Source organism: Tolypothrix sp. PCC 7712, assembly GCF_025860405.1.
In the GTDB taxonomy this organism is placed as follows: domain Bacteria; phylum Cyanobacteriota; class Cyanobacteriia; order Cyanobacteriales; family Nostocaceae; genus Aulosira; species Aulosira diplosiphon.
On sequence record NZ_CP063785.1, the window covers coordinates 5,363,248 to 5,379,929 of the forward strand.

Annotated in this window: 12 protein-coding genes and 1 pseudogene; 2 read left to right on the forward strand and 11 right to left on the reverse strand. The window is 42.0% G+C overall.

The window, feature by feature from the left end; genetic code table 11:
• Window positions 1–133: 133 nt before the first annotated feature.
• Window positions 134–1,186, reverse strand: coding sequence for a nitrilase-related carbon-nitrogen hydrolase (locus tag HGR01_RS22065; RefSeq protein WP_045871536.1), 1,053 nt, complete (start codon window positions 1,184–1,186; stop codon window positions 134–136).
• A gap of 21 nt (window positions 1,187–1,207) precedes the next feature.
• Window positions 1,208–1,424 (reverse strand): annotated as a pseudogene (locus HGR01_RS22070) (red chlorophyll catabolite reductase); the annotation flags it as partial.
• 67 nt (window positions 1,425–1,491) lie between these two features.
• Between HGR01_RS22070 and HGR01_RS22075 the strand changes: the two are divergent.
• Window positions 1,492–1,842 (forward strand): reverse transcriptase domain-containing protein, encoded by a 351-nt coding sequence (locus HGR01_RS22075; protein ID WP_320076062.1) that lies wholly within the window; start codon window positions 1,492–1,494, stop codon window positions 1,840–1,842.
• Here the strand turns inward: HGR01_RS22075 and HGR01_RS22080 are convergent.
• From HGR01_RS22080 to HGR01_RS22090, 3 genes are read right to left on the reverse strand one after another with little or no spacing between them, the layout of a single operon-like run.
• Window positions 1,729–3,456, reverse strand: coding sequence for a recombinase family protein (locus HGR01_RS22080; protein WP_063749834.1), 1,728 nt, complete (start codon window positions 3,454–3,456; stop codon window positions 1,729–1,731). The genes HGR01_RS22075 and HGR01_RS22080 overlap by 114 nt on opposite strands.
• A 55-nt stretch (window positions 3,457–3,511) precedes the next feature.
• Entirely contained in the window at window positions 3,512–4,147 is a 636-nt protein-coding gene (locus tag HGR01_RS22085) for a hypothetical protein (protein WP_045871534.1), read from the reverse strand.
• A gap of 33 nt (window positions 4,148–4,180) precedes the next feature.
• Window positions 4,181–4,408 (reverse strand): hypothetical protein, encoded by a 228-nt coding sequence (locus tag HGR01_RS22090; protein ID WP_045871533.1) that lies wholly within the window; start codon window positions 4,406–4,408, stop codon window positions 4,181–4,183.
• A 460-nt stretch (window positions 4,409–4,868) separates the two neighbouring features.
• On the opposite strand from HGR01_RS22090, the gene HGR01_RS22095 reads away from it, so the two are divergent.
• Window positions 4,869–6,113: a hypothetical protein gene (locus HGR01_RS22095; protein WP_168160995.1), complete on the forward strand. Its 1,245-nt coding sequence runs from the start codon at window positions 4,869–4,871 to the stop codon at window positions 6,111–6,113.
• Window positions 6,114–6,135: 22 nt separating this feature from the next.
• On the opposite strand, the gene HGR01_RS22100 is transcribed toward HGR01_RS22095, so the two are convergent.
• The 6 genes from HGR01_RS22100 to HGR01_RS22125 form a co-directional block, all read right to left on the reverse strand.
• Window positions 6,136–7,446 (reverse strand): clostripain-related cysteine peptidase, encoded by a 1,311-nt coding sequence (locus tag HGR01_RS22100; protein WP_045871532.1) that lies wholly within the window; start codon window positions 7,444–7,446, stop codon window positions 6,136–6,138.
• Window positions 7,447–7,522: 76 nt separating this feature from the next.
• Window positions 7,523–9,310 carry an Hsp70 family protein gene (locus HGR01_RS22105; RefSeq protein WP_045871531.1) on the reverse strand — a complete coding sequence of 596 codons (1,788 nt, stop codon included), beginning with the start codon at window positions 9,308–9,310 and terminating at the stop codon, window positions 7,523–7,525.
• 29 nt (window positions 9,311–9,339) lie between these two features.
• Complete coding sequence (locus HGR01_RS22110) at window positions 9,340–11,223, reverse strand: hypothetical protein (protein WP_045871530.1); 1,884 nt, start codon at window positions 11,221–11,223, stop codon at window positions 9,340–9,342.
• Window positions 11,220–11,999 (reverse strand): hypothetical protein, encoded by a 780-nt coding sequence (locus HGR01_RS22115; RefSeq protein ID WP_045871529.1) that lies wholly within the window; start codon window positions 11,997–11,999, stop codon window positions 11,220–11,222. The genes HGR01_RS22110 and HGR01_RS22115 overlap by 4 nt, the downstream gene beginning before the upstream one ends.
• Entirely contained in the window at window positions 11,999–13,186 is a 1,188-nt protein-coding gene (locus HGR01_RS22120) for a CHAT domain-containing protein (protein ID WP_045871528.1), read from the reverse strand. The genes HGR01_RS22115 and HGR01_RS22120 overlap by 1 nt, the downstream gene beginning before the upstream one ends.
• Window positions 13,183–16,674, reverse strand: coding sequence for a protein kinase domain-containing protein (locus HGR01_RS22125; RefSeq protein WP_052335255.1), 3,492 nt, complete (start codon window positions 16,672–16,674; stop codon window positions 13,183–13,185). Before HGR01_RS22125 ends, HGR01_RS22120 begins: the two co-directional genes overlap by 4 nt.
• Between the last annotated feature and the right edge of the window lie 8 nt (window positions 16,675–16,682).

Consider the following 16,682-nt stretch of genomic DNA (forward strand, 5'->3'; position numbering starts at 1 on the left):
TAATAGGTAATTGGGTGTTTGGTGTTTCTCCCTCATCTTCCTCATCTTCCTCATCCCCCTCATCTCCCTCATCCCCAATCCCCAATCCCCATTACCCCTTATCCCCAGAGGGGGCCCCGAGTTCCCCAATCCCTCAAATCACCCCTAATTCAGCTAGCCGCGCGATGGTTGCTTGCTGGGTTTGCAGAAAGTGTTTGCGGTCTACTTCTGTTTCCAGCATAGTGTTTGGTGGGTAAAATTGTGACTGCAGATAACTCTGGGCGTAGAGTTCAAATCGCTGGCGGGAAAGTAAATTATTTAACCCTGGTCTGCGGCGATCGCGGCGTAATGCTGCTAGGTCTATCTCTGCAAATGCTGCCATGCTTTCGCCTGTGGTTGTCTCTGCTAATACTATGCCGCGATGATCGATAATTTTGGAACCGCCATCAACAGAAGCAAAGGGGATGGGGCTATTAGCGGTACCTGCTGTATTAGCAGATACTACGTAAGCTTGATTTTCTACGGCACGGGTAATTTTAGCTGCGTCTTTGGGTGTGAGTGCTTTGCTATAAACTTCGGATGTGGAGTGGAGAAAAATCTCTGCACCGCGCATTGCTAAACATCGCGCTACTTCTGGATACAATATTTCTTCTGATGCTAAGGCTGCTAAATTACCGATCGCAGTTTTGGCGACTGGGAAAACGCCTTCTAATCCGTAGCAATCGAGATATTTATCCCAAACATCATGGGGAGTCGGGGCAAACATCGAATTTAACCGCCGATAACGCAATACAATTGTCCCCGAAGGGTCAATGACAAAGCAGGTTTGAAAGTATAAACCGGGAAAATTGGGGTCTAATTCGTAGGCGTTACCACCTAAAAATATACGATGTTTTTGAGCAATTTTACTGAGAGCTTCATACTCAGCACCGTGCATTTCCAAACAGGCTTTTTCTGACCACACTGCTAAAGATTCACCCAAAGGAAAACCTGTGAGAAAATATTCAGGTAAAACAATTAACCGACAGTCAAAACCGATAAAAGCGATACTGGCTGCAATTTGTTGTGCCAAGCGGTTAATAGTAGTTTGCATTAAAGCATGAGCTTCAGTGCGATCGCTTGCTTGATTAACTGCATGGCAAGTAACTTGCAGTGCCAAAGCTCGGTATGAGTTGATATTGTCAGTATTATCAGTGTGGGCTGTCATGCTGTTTACAGGGTGGAAATTTTAACTACCACCTTTAAGAATACGATCACCACCCCAGAGCGATCGCACGAGTTTCTCTGTTAATTCTGCTCCTAACAGCCGCACAGCGATTTGGTTATCTGGATCTCGTTCCGCACTGCCATAAATCCCGATTAGCTAAGTCCTCGCGTGTGTTTTCTGGTACAGGTTCAGCTTCGTCAACCCAGACTAACCACCGATCCAACATTTCATGAGCGATCGCAACAAGACGGGTAATGATTCCTAAACCTGGCAAAGCCGAAAAGCGTCCATTAGGAATCCCGAATATGAGGGATAGAGCCACACAAGGTCTAGCAAAATTAGCACTAGAACCTGAATGGGAAGCGGTATTTGAACCAAATTCCTATGGTTTTAGACCAGGACGTTCTGCCCACGATGCGATACAAGCGATATTTTCAGGAATCAGCCAAAAATCAAAAATGGTTTTAGATGCCGATATATCACAATGCTTCGACAGGATTAACCACTCAGCAATAATGGACGAACTCATTGCCCCTTTTGGCTTAAAACTCGGTATCTTCCGATGCCTCAAGGCTGGAGTCAACCCAGAATTCCCCGAACAAGGGACACCCCAAGGGGGAGTGGTTACCCCTCCCACAATCTTGCAAACTTTCTAGCTCAAACTTTGGGAAATCAGGAACTTCCCCTACGCGAAAAACCACATTTACCTGTTCAGTGTCCACCTCAACTCGCTTTACTAGCAGGCGAATAATTTCTCGTTGGCTATTCCATTCTATTGATTCAAGGTTGTTGATGACTTTAGCGGAAAACTCCTCCAAGCGACCAATAATCAGCCTCAGTTCCCGATTTAGCGTAGCCTCATCGTTAAGATTTTTCACCTGGGCTTCGATAACTGCCACTCGTTCTTTAATTTTATGAATCCTGGGCTCAAATTCGTTTTTTTCAATTAGACCCTCAGCATAGCTATCAATCAACCGTGCAATACCCCGACGTAGTTTGGTAATTTGAGATTCTAAGGCTTTAATATTTTCTTGAGTAGCTGAAGTCGGTTCTTGCCCTCGGCGTTGATATTCCAGATAAAGGCGTTGGGGATTTCTGAGCAAAGAACATACTTCTTGCCAAACAGCCGCTTCCAAAGTATCAGTTCGTACCTGGGTATTGCTACAGACTCGATTCCCACCAAAGCGATAAGCATCAGTACCAATGCATCGATAATAAGCATAGTCACGAGGTTTGCTTTTGGCAGATTTATTACTGATAGCTTTGCCATAGTAAGTATAGCCACAGAGCTTGCAGGTAACTAAACCTTGCAACAAGTATCTGGCACCTCGTTGACCAATTCGAGAACGACGCTGATTTTCTTGCAATTGCTCTTGTACAGCAGCGAACAAATTTTCATCCACAATCTTGGGGACTGGGACTGAAATCCATTCAGAGACATCAACTGAGTTGGTTGAATAGTCACGCCTTGGTTGAGCAGAAGCACCCCGAATCGGTCTTAATCGATGCCGACGGGAGCAAACTTGGGTTTTACCAAAAGCAGCAAATCCAATATAGGCTGGGTTTTTGAGCATTCCCCACACCGTAGACCTATCCCAAACTGATTTTCCTGTTTGGGTCAAGTGTCCATCTGCATTCAGTCGCCGACACACTTCCCCAATTGTGAGCCTTTCTCTGCCCACCCAGTCAAATATTTGTCGAACTATTTGAGCTTGTTCAATAACCAATTCAAAGTGAGCCTGACCGCCACCATCAACTTTGCTGACATATTGATAACCATAGGGGGCACAAGACAAGACGTTGACTGAGCCGGATTTGGCTGCATGTCGCTTACCTCGCCGACTGCGTTCCATGATTTTGGCTCGTTCATACTCGGCTACCATCCCCTGTACCTGTAGTAGCAAATCATCTTCTGGAGATTGTCCCAATTCTCGATTGAGGAAAATTACTTCCACGCCACAACGGTACATTTCGTCAATTAATAACACTTGGTAAGCATATTTGCGAGCTAATCGGTCGGGAGAGTGGACGTAAAGCCGATCTACTCCATTAGCAAAAGCCAAGTCCCTCAAACGTTCTAATGCCGGACGTACCAGCGTTGCTCCACTATACCCTGCATCAATAAAGGTCAGTTCTTCACACAGTTTTAACCCATCTGCTGCTACCCTCAAGCGAAGGGCAGCTAATTGACTAGCGACTGTCTGAGTTTCTGTTTGCTGCTCTGTAGAAACCCGAGCGTAGATAGCAGCCTGTATTTGGTTAGTGGTCATAAATTAGACCTTAAATTAAGTAAATTTTTGTGTTCTACCTTAGCGACTGATCTCGTTAAAGATCATCTGCTTTTACCTGGGTTGAGTAGAGTTTTGACAGTAATCGGGCAATTGACTCTCGTGCTGATTTTTTTGCTGTCAGGATAGTTTTTGCGTTTTTGAGTGCAAAAGCCAGTCCTGGAAAAAAGTCGTGAGTAGTCTGACTAATCTCGAGCAAACTTGATTCTGTGACAATATCGAAATTCGGCAATCTTGATTCTGTATCATTTTCAAATTCAGCCGATAATTCTTGCTGTTTCTGTAACTGGGTTAAGGATTGTCCTGAACTAGACATTGATTCTGTGACAGTATCATCAACTAAAGATTTAGATTTTGTGTCAATATCAAATTGCGACTCTGACTGGTGGACAAATTCGCGATCGCTTTGCGGGCGCTCTACGCCATCGCCATTAGTACCAACTAGTTTTGATTTTGTAACTAAATCCTTTTCTCTGTTAATAAATTCTGTGTCATTATCAATCTTTTCACCCTGATCCAGACGACGAGCTATTTCTACAAGTTGAGAAGCAAATTCTTTAGGGATTCTGATTGTACAAGTATCTTTGTGATTCCAGCCTGATTTTCTACCTGCATTTTCCCGATATCCGCCTCTAGGCGAACTTGAGTTGTCAGGTCGCTTCTTTTTTTTCATCAATTTCAACTCCTTCCTGATTCTGTCACAAAATCACCCACTACCAAAATCTAAGGAGTTAAAATGACCGATTTCTTCGGCTTCTTCTCTTGTTAGCTCATTTTGTAATCCGGGATTTTGACTGGATTTTCGTGTTGAAAGGCGAAGTTCAGGAATTACTTGTTCATAGGCACAAGCCATACACTCATCCGATACCCGGCTGGCTTCAAAACTAACTTGCACCTTGAGATGCCGACTTTTTTTCGGCTTTTGACTACTCATGGTTTCTTTCCTCCAATAGATGGCCCTGTAATGCCATCATCGGGGACTATATGAGTATTTATTGGTGCCCCTGCAAAACCTTTACCATAGCCTGGACGCAGTTGTTTTCGAGGAATAGTGACCGAGAACTCTATGGTACTTTTTGCAAGATTGTGGGAGGGGTAATTACCCCTCCTTGTGGTGTCCCTTCCAGGTTAGGAAATAAACTATCTTCAGTAAAATCTTTAAACAAAATGAACAAGCAGAAATTAATGGAGTAAGTTTAGAGATTCCACTAGAATTACAACCAGAGAATCCAACTCATATTAATGGGGTTCAAAAGTTTTTCAGCAGTACAGATAGAATTAGTAGTACAATACGACACAGACAAGGTATTGCTCGGAAAATTGAAGCTGTAGAAGCAAATTTGAGGGTGCTTGCATCTGTCCTTCGTGAAATCGAAGATCATCATAATCAGCTAATGAAGCAGCTAGATAATCTGAACATTAAACAACTCTTCAAAGAAATTGATTTTGTGACGGTTCAACAGAATATAGCAATTGAGTTAGAGGCACTAAAAAAGCTTAGAATTAACTTCTCTCGTAACACCCTAAATATTGGAGTAGTTGGACGAGCAAGGCAAGGCAAGAGCCGATTATTGCAAAGCTTAACAGGACTTAGTGCAAACGAGATTCCTGATGGTAACCGAGGCTTCTGTACTGGTGTAAAGAGCAAAATTTACCATACTCCTAACGTTGAAACCTATGCACCGGTCTGGTTCCATACTGAACAATCATTCTTAGAAGAAGTAATCTTTCCCTATTATGACAAGCTCAACTTAAGCTCTAAGCCCTCAACATTAGAGGAGTTTGCGAGTAGTACACTTCCTGGTCTTCCTGAATACATGAGGAGTACTTCATCGCTTGTAATGTATGATTATCTCCGACAAAATTATTACTTAAATCTTCCTATGTATCGTGAGATGCTTCAGGTACAGTCACCCCAATTAATTGAAAAGAGTCAAATTCGGGAATATCTCTCTCAAGAGAACGTTACAGGTGAACGCACCTATTTTAATTATCTTGCAGTAAGAGAAGTACACATTTATTCTGACTTTCCTAATGCTTATATTGGACAAATTGCTTTAGTTGATATGCCTGGATTAGGTGATGCCAGGCTTGGAGACGAGGAAAAATTAATAAAGTCGCTTGCTGAAGATATTGATATTATTCTCTTTGTACGTCGTCCAAGTCCTTTTGGGGATTACTGGACATCAGCTGATGTAGCTTTGTATGATCTATTCCACGGATTGATGTCCGACCTTCCTCAAAGATCGTTTATGATTCTCAATCGAACAAATATTGACTCTGCGGATAGTGATAATTTGCAAATTTGTCAATATTTCCAATCACAACTAGAGGAAATGCACATTAAAGTTGTCGAATGTATAATTGCTAATTGTGCCGATTCTCAGGAAGTAAATACCCAAATTATTGAGCAGGTTATCAAGTATTTAACTACTAATATCACCTCTCTTAATCGGCAAGATGTATCTTCTCATCAGTTGCGGCTGTTCCAACTTCAAAGTACGATTACTGCCGATCTGAACAAAGCACATCAAGCTTTACTACAAGTACCACAGTTCCAAAATATACAGAAATGGCAACAATTAATAGAACAGGCAGTAACAGTTAGTCAATTACGCAATATGCAGTTCCTTGACTAATTTATAACGTGATACACAATCCTTAAACCAAATCATTAAGCTTCCGTAAAAACTCTCCCCACCCACAACCTGCAAAATCTGACCTGTCATAAAACTGACAATAACCTCTCACTGGTGAATAAATTGACAACCCCTTTACACGCTCAAATCTCACTCCTGAAGTCACATTCGCTAAAATTAACTGCGGTTCAACTTCAACAATCATCAAATTCATCACTTCATCAATAACCTGGGTTAATTCATCACTATCCCCAGCGTATTTATCCTGCAAAACTTTCAAAAAATCATACAAATCTACAAAGTCACTATCCTTAAAACGCACAGCTTTACGTTGAGAATGATACATTGCTTTCTCAGTATAAATGTCTTCTTCTGAAACCAATTGACGCAAAATCGTTGCCAATCTTCCTAAGGAATCAGCCAGTTTCTCAACCACTTTTAAATTTGTTGCTGATTGGGTAATTTGAGTTACACTACCCCGCGATTCTCCTTCGTAGTAGCGCCCATACTCCTGTACAATTAACTTTGCCAACGCCTCCGATGTTATTTCTGGATGGGCGGTTAAATTCTGCAAAATTGCTGTGTAGGGATAACCTGTTAGGGGTTCTACTTCTTGCGATGCAACCATATAATTAGCATTAGCCCGCAGCTGGTAAGCCACTTCCACCATGCCCATTAAGCAGGCATCCATACCAATTAAGCTAACTTTTTTACCTGTAATTGCTTCTGCTTCCTGAAAAGCCTGCTGAAGTTTGGCATTATCTAGGAAATCTAAGGATGAATCATCAAAAGCGATCGCTCGTGAATCTTCATCATCTAGTTGTAGCAATTCCGTAATTGAGGAAAGGAAAAAAGCACGAGACAATCTTCGATTATTTCGGGTAAGGGAACGCACTTCATCCTGACTTGCCTGAATTTCCACACCACGCGATCGCGCAAAAGCATAAATATCATCTTCTTTCCAGCCAGTACCGTGATTCCACAAAATTACTGCATAGTTTTCCGCCGGGTAATTCTCAATTCCCCAAACAATAAAGTCTCGTAATGCACGAGGATCGCCCGTATTCTGCTCTGGGATATTTTCAATGTGCCTGGGTTCTTCTGAAGGGCGAATATATATGCGGTATGTGTGTTCTCTATCAGAAAGAGTATCGAACTGCACTAACACAGCCACTTCTGGTGTTGAGCCAACTGCTTCCATCTCTGCAATGTCTTGATAGCCTTGTGCTTCCATCGGAGCCATTAGGCGCTTACCTTGTAGTTGCTCGAAAACCTTACCGTTGTCCCCAGCCATGTAAACCATCACAGTCCAGTGACGCTCATTGTGAGTCATGTTGCAAAATTTCGTATTTAAGTTTCTTATTTTTATACAAATTTATTGCTGCGATTACCGGAAATTACACAAACTGTTAGTTGATTATTTTGCTTTTAAGTTCGGCAAGTAGTTCCTCTGCTTGGCTGACATCGCGGCTATTAATAGCAGCTTGCAAGTTTCCTAAATTTTCTAATAAAAGATTATCAGATGTCTTGTCTTGATTGAGCGCACGTTGCAGTCGGGTTATCTCTTCTTCTAACTGAAAAATCCGATTAGTCACAGCGTCTTCATTTTCATGCACTTTCGCATCTTCCAGCTTCTTCTCTACCTCTTGTTGAGTCAAGCGATAAAAGCGGTCAAACGTTTTCTCCACAGGTTGCCCATCGGTGCTAGTATCTTCCGCCAACACATGAAGAATACCATCGTGGTCAACTGTGAACTTACAATTAACCCGAACTTCTCCCGCCGGACGCGCAGTAGCTAGGTTGAGAACTACTTCACCGATAAATTCATTGTCCCCGGCAATTGGTCGTTCACCTTGATAAATGCGGAAGCGGATACTCTCTTGTCCATCACGCTGGGTAGTAAAAGCTTGGGAACCCTTGCGCCACTTGGTAACTGGTATTGGTTCATTTGCACAAATAATTGCATCCATCTTGCTGTTAGCTAACTCAATTCCCAAAGACAAGGGCGTTACATCCCAAAGTTTCACCTCATCCCGAAGATAACCGCATAATCTTGCGCCCAGTACCGCCGCACCTCTAGCCACAGCTTCATCTGGATTTACAGAATCGTTGATTGTCCAACTGTAGCGTTCTTTTAGTGCTTCCTTGATAGCAGGTAGCCTGGTTTGTCCACCAACTAACAATACTTGGTCAATGTCTGTGGCTTGCAAATTTGCTTCTTTTAAAGTCGCATCGCAGATATCTAAGGTGCGGTTAATAAAAGGTTGCACAAGTTTTTCTAACTCAGTCCGAGTTAATGTTGCTTCTAGTCCCAAACACTGACTTCCTATAGTGAAAAGATTGGGAATGCTAATTTGATATTCTGTACTTTTAGTTAAAGCAATTTTGGCAGCTTCTGCCGTTTTACGTAACTGCGATCGCACGTTATTATCTTGCTCAACAGGTAAATCTACACTGTGCTGCTGCTGAAACGCAGCTTTCAGCCACGCGACAATTGCCAAATCGAAATCATCACCGCCTAAATGGGTATCGCCGCTAGTAGCCTTTACCCGAAACAAACCCTTTTCAATTCGTAAAATTGAGATATCAAATGTACCACCGCCTAAATCATACACTGCAACTGTTTGGGGTTCTGTACCCAAACCAAATGCTAAAGCCGCAGCCGTTGGTTCATTAATGATTCGCGGAACTCGCAACCCAGCTAATTCTCCGGCTTCTTTGGTAGCCTGACGCTGAGATTCACTAAAATAAGCAGGAACGGTAATGACAGCTTGGGAAATTGTTTTACCCAAAGTTGCTTCAGTATCTTCCTTCAGCTTACGCAAGATTTGAGCAGAAATCTGCGGAGGTGTAAAAGTTTCTTCGCCTACAAGAATAGCAACTTTGCTCTGTTGCACTTCTGCGATAGTGTAGGTAACTTGAGTTTGGTCGATACGTACCCGTTCATCACGAAAGGTACAGCCCATGAAACGTTTTACTGAGTAGATGACTTCACTAGGATGACTGGTAATACAACTTATTGCTGATTTACCAACGATGTGTTGATTTTTTTGGATATCAAACATGACAACTGAGGGAGTGAGGCGATCGCCTTCTGAGTTGGATAAAACTCTCGCTTTTCCTGTGTCTGGTTCCCAAATGGCAATGGCTGAATTAGTTGTCCCTAAATCAATCCCTAAAACATCTACCTCACTCACTGTCTACTCCCCTTTTAATTTTAGATTTTTTAATATGTGTAGCAACTTAAACCATAAGCTGTACCTACCCATAATTTAGTCTCTTTATCTTCACCAGTGCTGATGGCCAGTGCTATAACTCGATTTGCCCCTAAGCCACTATTGTGGATGTTAAATTCGTTAATTTTCCATCTATTGCCTTGACTCAGTAAACAAAATAGCCCCTTATCTGTCCCAACCCATAAACTGCTATTGCTCTTATCCCATACCAAGGCTGTTATAACTCGGTTTTCAAGCTCAGGTATTGGTTCCCAGTTGTCAACATTACCTACATACAGTCCCTGACTTGTACCTACCCAAACCTGTTCCGACTCATTTCCATTAATTGCTAGTAGCGATCGCACATCTGCACTACCTAAGTTACCAGTAATTGGAGTCAGTCGTTTTGTATCAATTTTCAATAACAACAATCCTGCTGAAGTACCCAGCCAAACGTGGTTTGTAACAGCTTGGGTAATTACTTGCAGCCATCCACTCACCAGTTCCTTGAGCAGTTCCTTGTTAGAAATTACTTGTACCCAAGCTGAATCTTTGTACTGATAAAGACCATCTAATCCAATTGCCCAGTAGCGATCGCTTCCAGCAGTTAGGGTTAAAATTGGTTCAGAAATATTGGGCGCGGTTTGCAGTTCATTCTGCTGTTTTAAGCTATGTAAACCACTACTCCAACTCGCAACCCAAACAGTTTCTTGGTCTTGGCTGGTGATGATAGCGCGGATATCTTGGCCAGCAAGTTGTCCATAGCGCCGCCAACTTTCGGTAAATAAGTCATATCGAAATAAACCTTGTGCCGTCCCAATCCATAAAATAGAACGGTCTGCAAATTGCTGCACTGACAGTGCTTGCACTAAACTACTGAAAGTGGGTGGAGATTTTTCGCGGGAAGCTAACCCAATGACATCAGGGGGATTGTCCGTTAAGTGCAAAAGTATTTGCTTGTTCTCGCCACGCAGTAGTCCATCATGAGTACCAATCCATACTTTATCGTCTCTACGTATTAGCAAGCTGGTAATAGGCGCATTAAATCGCTTTTCTGTCAATGGTGTCCAACCGGTTTCTGTTGCTAAACCCACCTGTCCGCCACAGGCTGCCCAAACTCCTTGCGTATGGGGAGCTAGGGCAGTAACTTCACCAGGATATGTAGTATCAATTTTGTGTAGTTTGTTCGTTAATAAGTCAATGCGTACCAGTCCGCGAAAAGTGCCTAACCACAGGTTTTCACCTTGACGAGCTAGGGTGAGAACATCTGGCTGCACGCTGTCGCTAGTACGCACCCAACTAGCATTTTTGTAATTATAAACGCCTTGAGCATTGCACAGCCAAATATCATTTTCGTTGGCGATCGCCATTGCTCTTGGAGGAAAACCAGCCGGGGGTAGTTCTAAAGCGGGTTTACGGTCTGGAGTGTTGATAGCATAAATACCGCTAGCAGTTCCAGCCCAAAGTTTACCACTAGAGTCCAAGGTCAAACAACTTACCTTTACCTCGCCCAGGATGCGGTAAGGTCGCCAAGTATCATTTTTTAGATAATAAATGCCAAATTGTTCGTGAGCAGCCCAAACTTGACTCGTGCCATCTACCGCCACTGCTAACACTGAGTTACCTGGCAAACCATGTTCGCTGGTGTATCTCACAAATCTATTTAATTCCAGCTTCCAGTGCAGTACCCCTCCCCCAGTCGCCAACCATAAATTTTCTTGTGTTGGGTCAAAAGCTAAGTGACGGACATGACGCTGACTAACTAAGTTACCCCATTCTAAAAAAGCTTTATCGCTGGGTTGTTCTTGTTGCGGCACAGCATCAGCGACGGGGATGGGCAAATCTTCTCCCCCTACTGGTACAGGTAAATTAAGTTGGTAGTCTTTACTACTCATAATCTATTGGTGCTGGTAATACGCCCCCACTCCTGCTTTAATTTATCTAACTCAGCTTGTAATTCATAATTCTGGTCTTGCTGCTGTTCAATACATTGATTGAGAAAATTATGCCAGTGTTCTTGACTTTTTTGCTGTTGCTGCCAAAGTCCGTAACGTGTATCTTTATACAACCGTTCTGTTGCTTGTTTTAAATTTTGTAGCTGTCGGTTTAACGCTGCTTCCCAAACTTTCAAACGCTGGTACTGCTGTGTCAAGTCTTCTTGAGAATTACGAGTTGTCCAAACTATTCCCCAAGGTAATTCTTCCAAAACATCGCCTAAACTAGCAGCAGCGTCACTACATAAACCCTGGAGATTGGCCAGTAATTCTGCATCCTCAGCGTTGACATCAGGATCTAATAACCGAAAGATATGCTCCAGTAGCATATCTTTATCAATGGCTTCTAGGTCTTTGAGGCTAAATTCTGTTGTTTGTTCTTCCTGGTAGAGAAAATTATCGTTTGCGACATCTTGCTGTTGCGTATCGTCTTCATCCTGGGTGAAACGTTGAATTTGGCTGCGAAGGGAGGCAATTTCTGCTTGTAAGCGCATCGACTGGCGACGTAATGTACCAACAACTGCCTGAAATTCGTTGTAAGCTGCTGCGAGATTTGTTTCTAGTGGTGCAATTGTTTCCCGTGCAGTAGTAATTGACGAGCGTAGTTGTTGCAGTTGCGTTAGTAAGTTATCTAATTCTGCTTGAGTTATTTCTGATGTCGATGCGGGGTTTGTCATCAGGCGACACCTACTGTAGCCAGGGGTTGAGTTAGTCGATAGTAAGGCGGACTATAAAGACCATAAGCCAGACCTAAAGGGTTATTGTACTCTTCTATAAAATATCTGCGGGTAGCTTGTAGGGCTTCCCCAATTGTCATTTGTTTATCTATAAAGAATGTATAAAATTGTTGAGCAAAAGCCGCAGCAAAACGGTCGGGAACGGGACAAGCAGTTGCAATTACTGCCTCAGCACCACGTTTAATAAACATTTGTGGTAAGTTAAAAGTTTTGCGTAATGCATCAGTTCCACCTGCTGACTGACAAGCATTGAGAAAGACTAATGGTTGACACTGAAATCGTTTATCTTGTTTTACTAAAATAAAAGATATAGCCCCTAATTTAATCACTAAAGGTTCGCCTTCTTCTCCTTCATCCTTTAACAAAGAAAATAGCAGGGTATCTACATCTAATTCTTCTGACTGACAGTGACAAGCAAAATGGAGAATGTTATGGTTAGCTTCTATAAAATAATCAAGTAGGTTTTCTCCATTTTCAATTTTTGTTAATTTACCTACTGCTGAAAGCAGAGAACAACGGCTATTTTGCAAGGTGCGAATCAATTTTTGAATTAGTAGCCATTCATTTTGATGAGCTTCTCGCAGTCGATGATGCAGACAAAACATCATATCTAATGGTGTAGTTCTGTCTGCCAAAAAGCGAGAAATATCTTTTTCGGGAGTAAGAATTCGAGCGGGAGTGTAGCGCAGTCCCCAAAACATTTCTGGATTAGGTTCTTGATAATTATCCCCTGCATAGAGTACTTCCCAAGGGAAAATTACCCGCTCAGATATAAAGGTGGGCGCTGGAATTTCAGTCCCCATCATTTTACAACGACCTTCGATAATTTGACGGGAGCCTTCCTCTTCAAAAAATCTGCGGTAAGCTGCTAAACCCCACTTTGCCAGTTCTCTCATTTCTTGCTGGCAAGTTTCCGCATCTAATTTGATACTTTTGGTGTGATTAATTGCTTTTTCTAGTCTCCAAAAAGACTCTAAAACATTATTTGTAAATTTCAGAAGTTCTTCATCAGTGGCAGTTATGTTAAACTTTTGCCAACCAATATTATAATAATTTTCTTTAGGAATTACAATTGGTAAAAAAGATGCCATTGTTTGATGGCGAATGGCGCTACTAATACCGCTCATTCTTCCCTCCCGTTCTCTATGTTGAGAGAGAAATTTAAGCTATGAATTGGTCGCATTCCATCTGCAAAATATACCTGAACTAAAGCTGACGTATCAGTAATTTCATTTGGTACAACTAGGGTAAACCAGCCTAAATAATCACCTTTAGCAGTAAGTGTCATCGTGATGGGCAAATCTGGAATCACTTGCAGACCATAGGTGACAATGTGTACCTGTAGATTTTCAAAGACGAGATTCTCTGCTACTTCGATAACTCTATCTTCATGCCACACCGGGGGATTTCTTCGCAGAGTAACACGAAAACGAGCGATCGCACCAGGGGGCAATGGGTCATCAATTTCCCGTCCTATAGGTTCGACAATGGCATAGCCATCACCAGGAACGGGACGGTAAGGACGCGCCATTGGGTCGCCAAACAGAACGTAAGCTAGCCAGTCAAGGGAATCAGGTGCAGCTGCACGGGCTAACTGACGGCTAGTATAGAAAGCTTCGCCCAAGGAAGCGCCAGCCCACAGACGGTTGTAGAAGCAGCTAATAAAGGCAGCTTCTACTGCTGGTTCTACAGCCCAGAGGGAACCTACAAAGCCGCTACATCCAGCGCGGATAAAGGCAGATGCCCATGTGTTTTCTAATGCTGTCAATTCTGGCACATCTGTTTTAACGTAACTCAAGGTAACAAATGGGCGATTGCGCCGCAGGTTTAGTTTGGCGGGACGCATTTGGAGTTCTATGTCTTCTGTATCGTCGCTGTTATCTAAGGTTACGGGAGCGTTACGAAGGTTGGTTGCATCTAAGGACTGACTGTAGCGAATTAAATGCAGACCTCGTATAGCTTCAGTAGAATCATGCAATACACCTGCTGGTAAAGGCTGGGGTAGAGGTGCGCCGGGGGCTTCGAGGAGGGTAGCCCAGAGTTGGGGTTGTTCGACATTGGCGTAGTGGGCGATGTTAACTGTACCTACAGGAAATTCGTAGGGTCTGGTGTCGTTTAATTCTTGTAACCAGCGGCCAATGATGAAGCGATCGCCTAAAAATCTTTGACCATCATATAATAATTCCCAAGGTATCCAGGCTTCTTGATCAGCGAGAATTAAAAGTGTAAAAGTGGTATTTTGGGGTATTAAACTGCGAATATCGCTTTGTAGTTCTGTGGAGAAGAGGTTTCCAAATAGGTATTGACCAAGGGAAATTAAACGAGATTTTCTCTCAGTGGGCAAACTATCGGATATATTTTCGAGTGTAGTTGCTAACAATCCCCGCACCTGTTCTATCCAACTGGTTGAAAGTGAGTCTGATGTATAAATGTTATTTTCGGTAAATACTGAGAGAAAGCGGAAGCTTTTAAGTTGGTATTGGAATTTGCAGGTGGAGTTGCTTTCGTTCCAGATTGTTTGGATGCGGAGCATAAAATCTGGTTGAGGGACGGGACGAGGTTGGGTGATGATGCGTTGAGGCGTGAAGGTTGCTTCGTCAATGTCGGCGACTTGGATTTGAGTTTCTAGTTTTGTCTCGAAGGTATCGCCTCGGTAGAGTTCGGCGGTGATGGTGGCGGAACCTGGGCGGAGGGCGGTGAGGCAGAAGCGGGCGGTTTGAATTTCTTGGGCTATGTCGGGATTGAGAGGTAGGCTGGTGGTGTTGTCGCCGTTGAGTTGGAAGCCAGGGGCATTGAGGATGATGTTTAGTTCAGTCTCATAAATCTGGTTTCTTGAAATTGTAATTAGATAAGCACTTTCCTCGAAAATTGCACTGTTACCTAGATTTATAGTGACTTCTAATTCACTACCAACCGAAATATCATATTTTAATACCCTTAGCATTACAGCACATACAATTATTGCTGTTTCTGACACAGATGGCGTTTCTGTTATCCTTTCAGATTCTGTTAATTCAACTTCTTGCCTGGATTCATTCTCCAAAATATATGGATTTAGATAGATAGCAAACTGAAATCTCAATCGCTGTTTAAGATTTTGATAGTCCTGAATACGACTTGTTACTACCATATCAATATCGTATTCTTGACGAAATTCATTTATGGCAAGAATACAAGGATTTTGCAAATTTTCTTTTACTTCGTCCAAGCCATCAAGTAATAATATTATTCGTTTATTGTCAATCCATTTTTTTGAATTTTCTTGAGGAATGTTATAAATTATTGTAAATTCTTGTATGATCCAATCTGCTATACTCTGATTCCTAAACCAAGTATTAATTCCTCCTTTTTTGATATTCCAAGAGGAAAGCTTAAATATAATAGGAAGAGGTTGACTAATATCTTGTTCTACGCGGTCAATTAACTCACGAGCTAGCTCTAATAGTGTTACTGTTTTACCCACACCAGCTTCACCTAAAATAAGGAGAGTATGATGCCAATCAAAAAATTGAATCACCTTTATATCATCAGGTGTTAAGATATGCGGAGTTTCTTCAGAAGGAGGTTCCGGTGAAAATAACTTCCAAGGCTCAGGAGGATATATGTATCCATCAAGTTTTGATTCAAGTTTGAAGTGAATGGATGGTTTTTCTTGTAAAATTCTTTCTAAGACACCTTTAATCCAGTAATTTTTTACCTGATTCAGTAAAATCTGATAGTTCTGATCTTCTTGCAAAAGAAGAGGTAATTGAGTTTTGCTCAAATTTTGGATAGCTTGCAAGGCTTCAGTCGCTGACTGGTAGCGCTGTGAATAATTATATCTCACCATTTTATCTAAAATGGCTGCTAGTTTAGGGCTAACTTTTACTAGATTGCGCCAGATAATTTCACCAGTTGCGGGATCTTTTTGGAACTCACGAGCATTTACTCCAGTAAGGGCTTGGATTCCAGTAATCCCTACAGCATATATATCACTGCTCAATCGAGGGTATCCATTAGCTTGTTCTGCGGGCATATAGCCTTGAGTACCAATTGCAATCGTTACGTCTTCTTCCTGTTTTTGAGATACTGTTCTGTCTTCTTCCTGTTTTTGAGATTCAGTTATTTTAGTACGAATAATTAATTGTTTACTTGCAAGAAAATCAATTAGAATTATTTTTTCGTCTGATGCACGTCTGATTAAATTGGATGGTTTTATATCCCGATGTATTACATTATTATGATGAACAAATTCTAGAATCTGCAATATATCTTGCAATAGAGTTATGACATAACTTTCGCTTAATTGCTTACCTGGAATAATTTCTTGTCTTAAATCATGCCCATCAATAAATTCTTGAACTGAAAAAAATTGCTGATTTTCTTCAAAATAAGCTAGAATTCTAGGAATTTGGTCGTGTTTCCCTAGCTGAACTAGTATTTCCGCTTCTGATGCAAACAAGCGTCTCAGCACTTTTAAAACGCTCTCTTCAGAGTTTAATGGGTTTAATTTTTTGACTATGCATTTAGGTTTACCTGGAATGCCAATGTCTTCCGCAAGGTAAGTTACATCAAACCCACTTTGGCTGATCATTTGTAGAATTCGATAACGTCCTCCCTGTATTGTTCCTAACATTACACTTA

Bases quoted from the DNA above. Each gene is read 5' to 3' on its own strand.
- HGR01_RS22065 (WP_045871536.1), bottom strand. From the start codon at position 1,186: ATGACAGCCCACACTGATAATACTGACAATATCAACTCATACCGAGCT.
- HGR01_RS22075 (WP_320076062.1), top strand. From the start codon at position 1,492: ATGAGGGATAGAGCCACACAAGGTCTAGCAAAATTAGCACTAGAACCT.
- HGR01_RS22080 (WP_063749834.1), bottom strand. From the start codon at position 3,456: ATGACCACTAACCAAATACAGGCTGCTATCTACGCTCGGGTTTCTACA.
- HGR01_RS22085 (WP_045871534.1), bottom strand. From the start codon at position 4,147: ATGAAAAAAAAGAAGCGACCTGACAACTCAAGTTCGCCTAGAGGCGGA.
- HGR01_RS22090 (WP_045871533.1), bottom strand. From the start codon at position 4,408: ATGAGTAGTCAAAAGCCGAAAAAAAGTCGGCATCTCAAGGTGCAAGTT.
- HGR01_RS22095 (WP_168160995.1), top strand. From the start codon at position 4,869: ATGAAGCAGCTAGATAATCTGAACATTAAACAACTCTTCAAAGAAATT.
- HGR01_RS22100 (WP_045871532.1), bottom strand. From the start codon at position 7,446: ATGACTCACAATGAGCGTCACTGGACTGTGATGGTTTACATGGCTGGG.
- HGR01_RS22110 (WP_045871530.1), bottom strand. From the start codon at position 11,223: ATGAGTAGTAAAGACTACCAACTTAATTTACCTGTACCAGTAGGGGGA.
- HGR01_RS22115 (WP_045871529.1), bottom strand. From the start codon at position 11,999: ATGACAAACCCCGCATCGACATCAGAAATAACTCAAGCAGAATTAGAT.
- HGR01_RS22120 (WP_045871528.1), bottom strand. From the start codon at position 13,186: ATGAGCGGTATTAGTAGCGCCATTCGCCATCAAACAATGGCATCTTTT.
- HGR01_RS22125 (WP_052335255.1), bottom strand. From the start codon at position 16,674: ATGTTAGGAACAATACAGGGAGGACGTTATCGAATTCTACAAATGATC.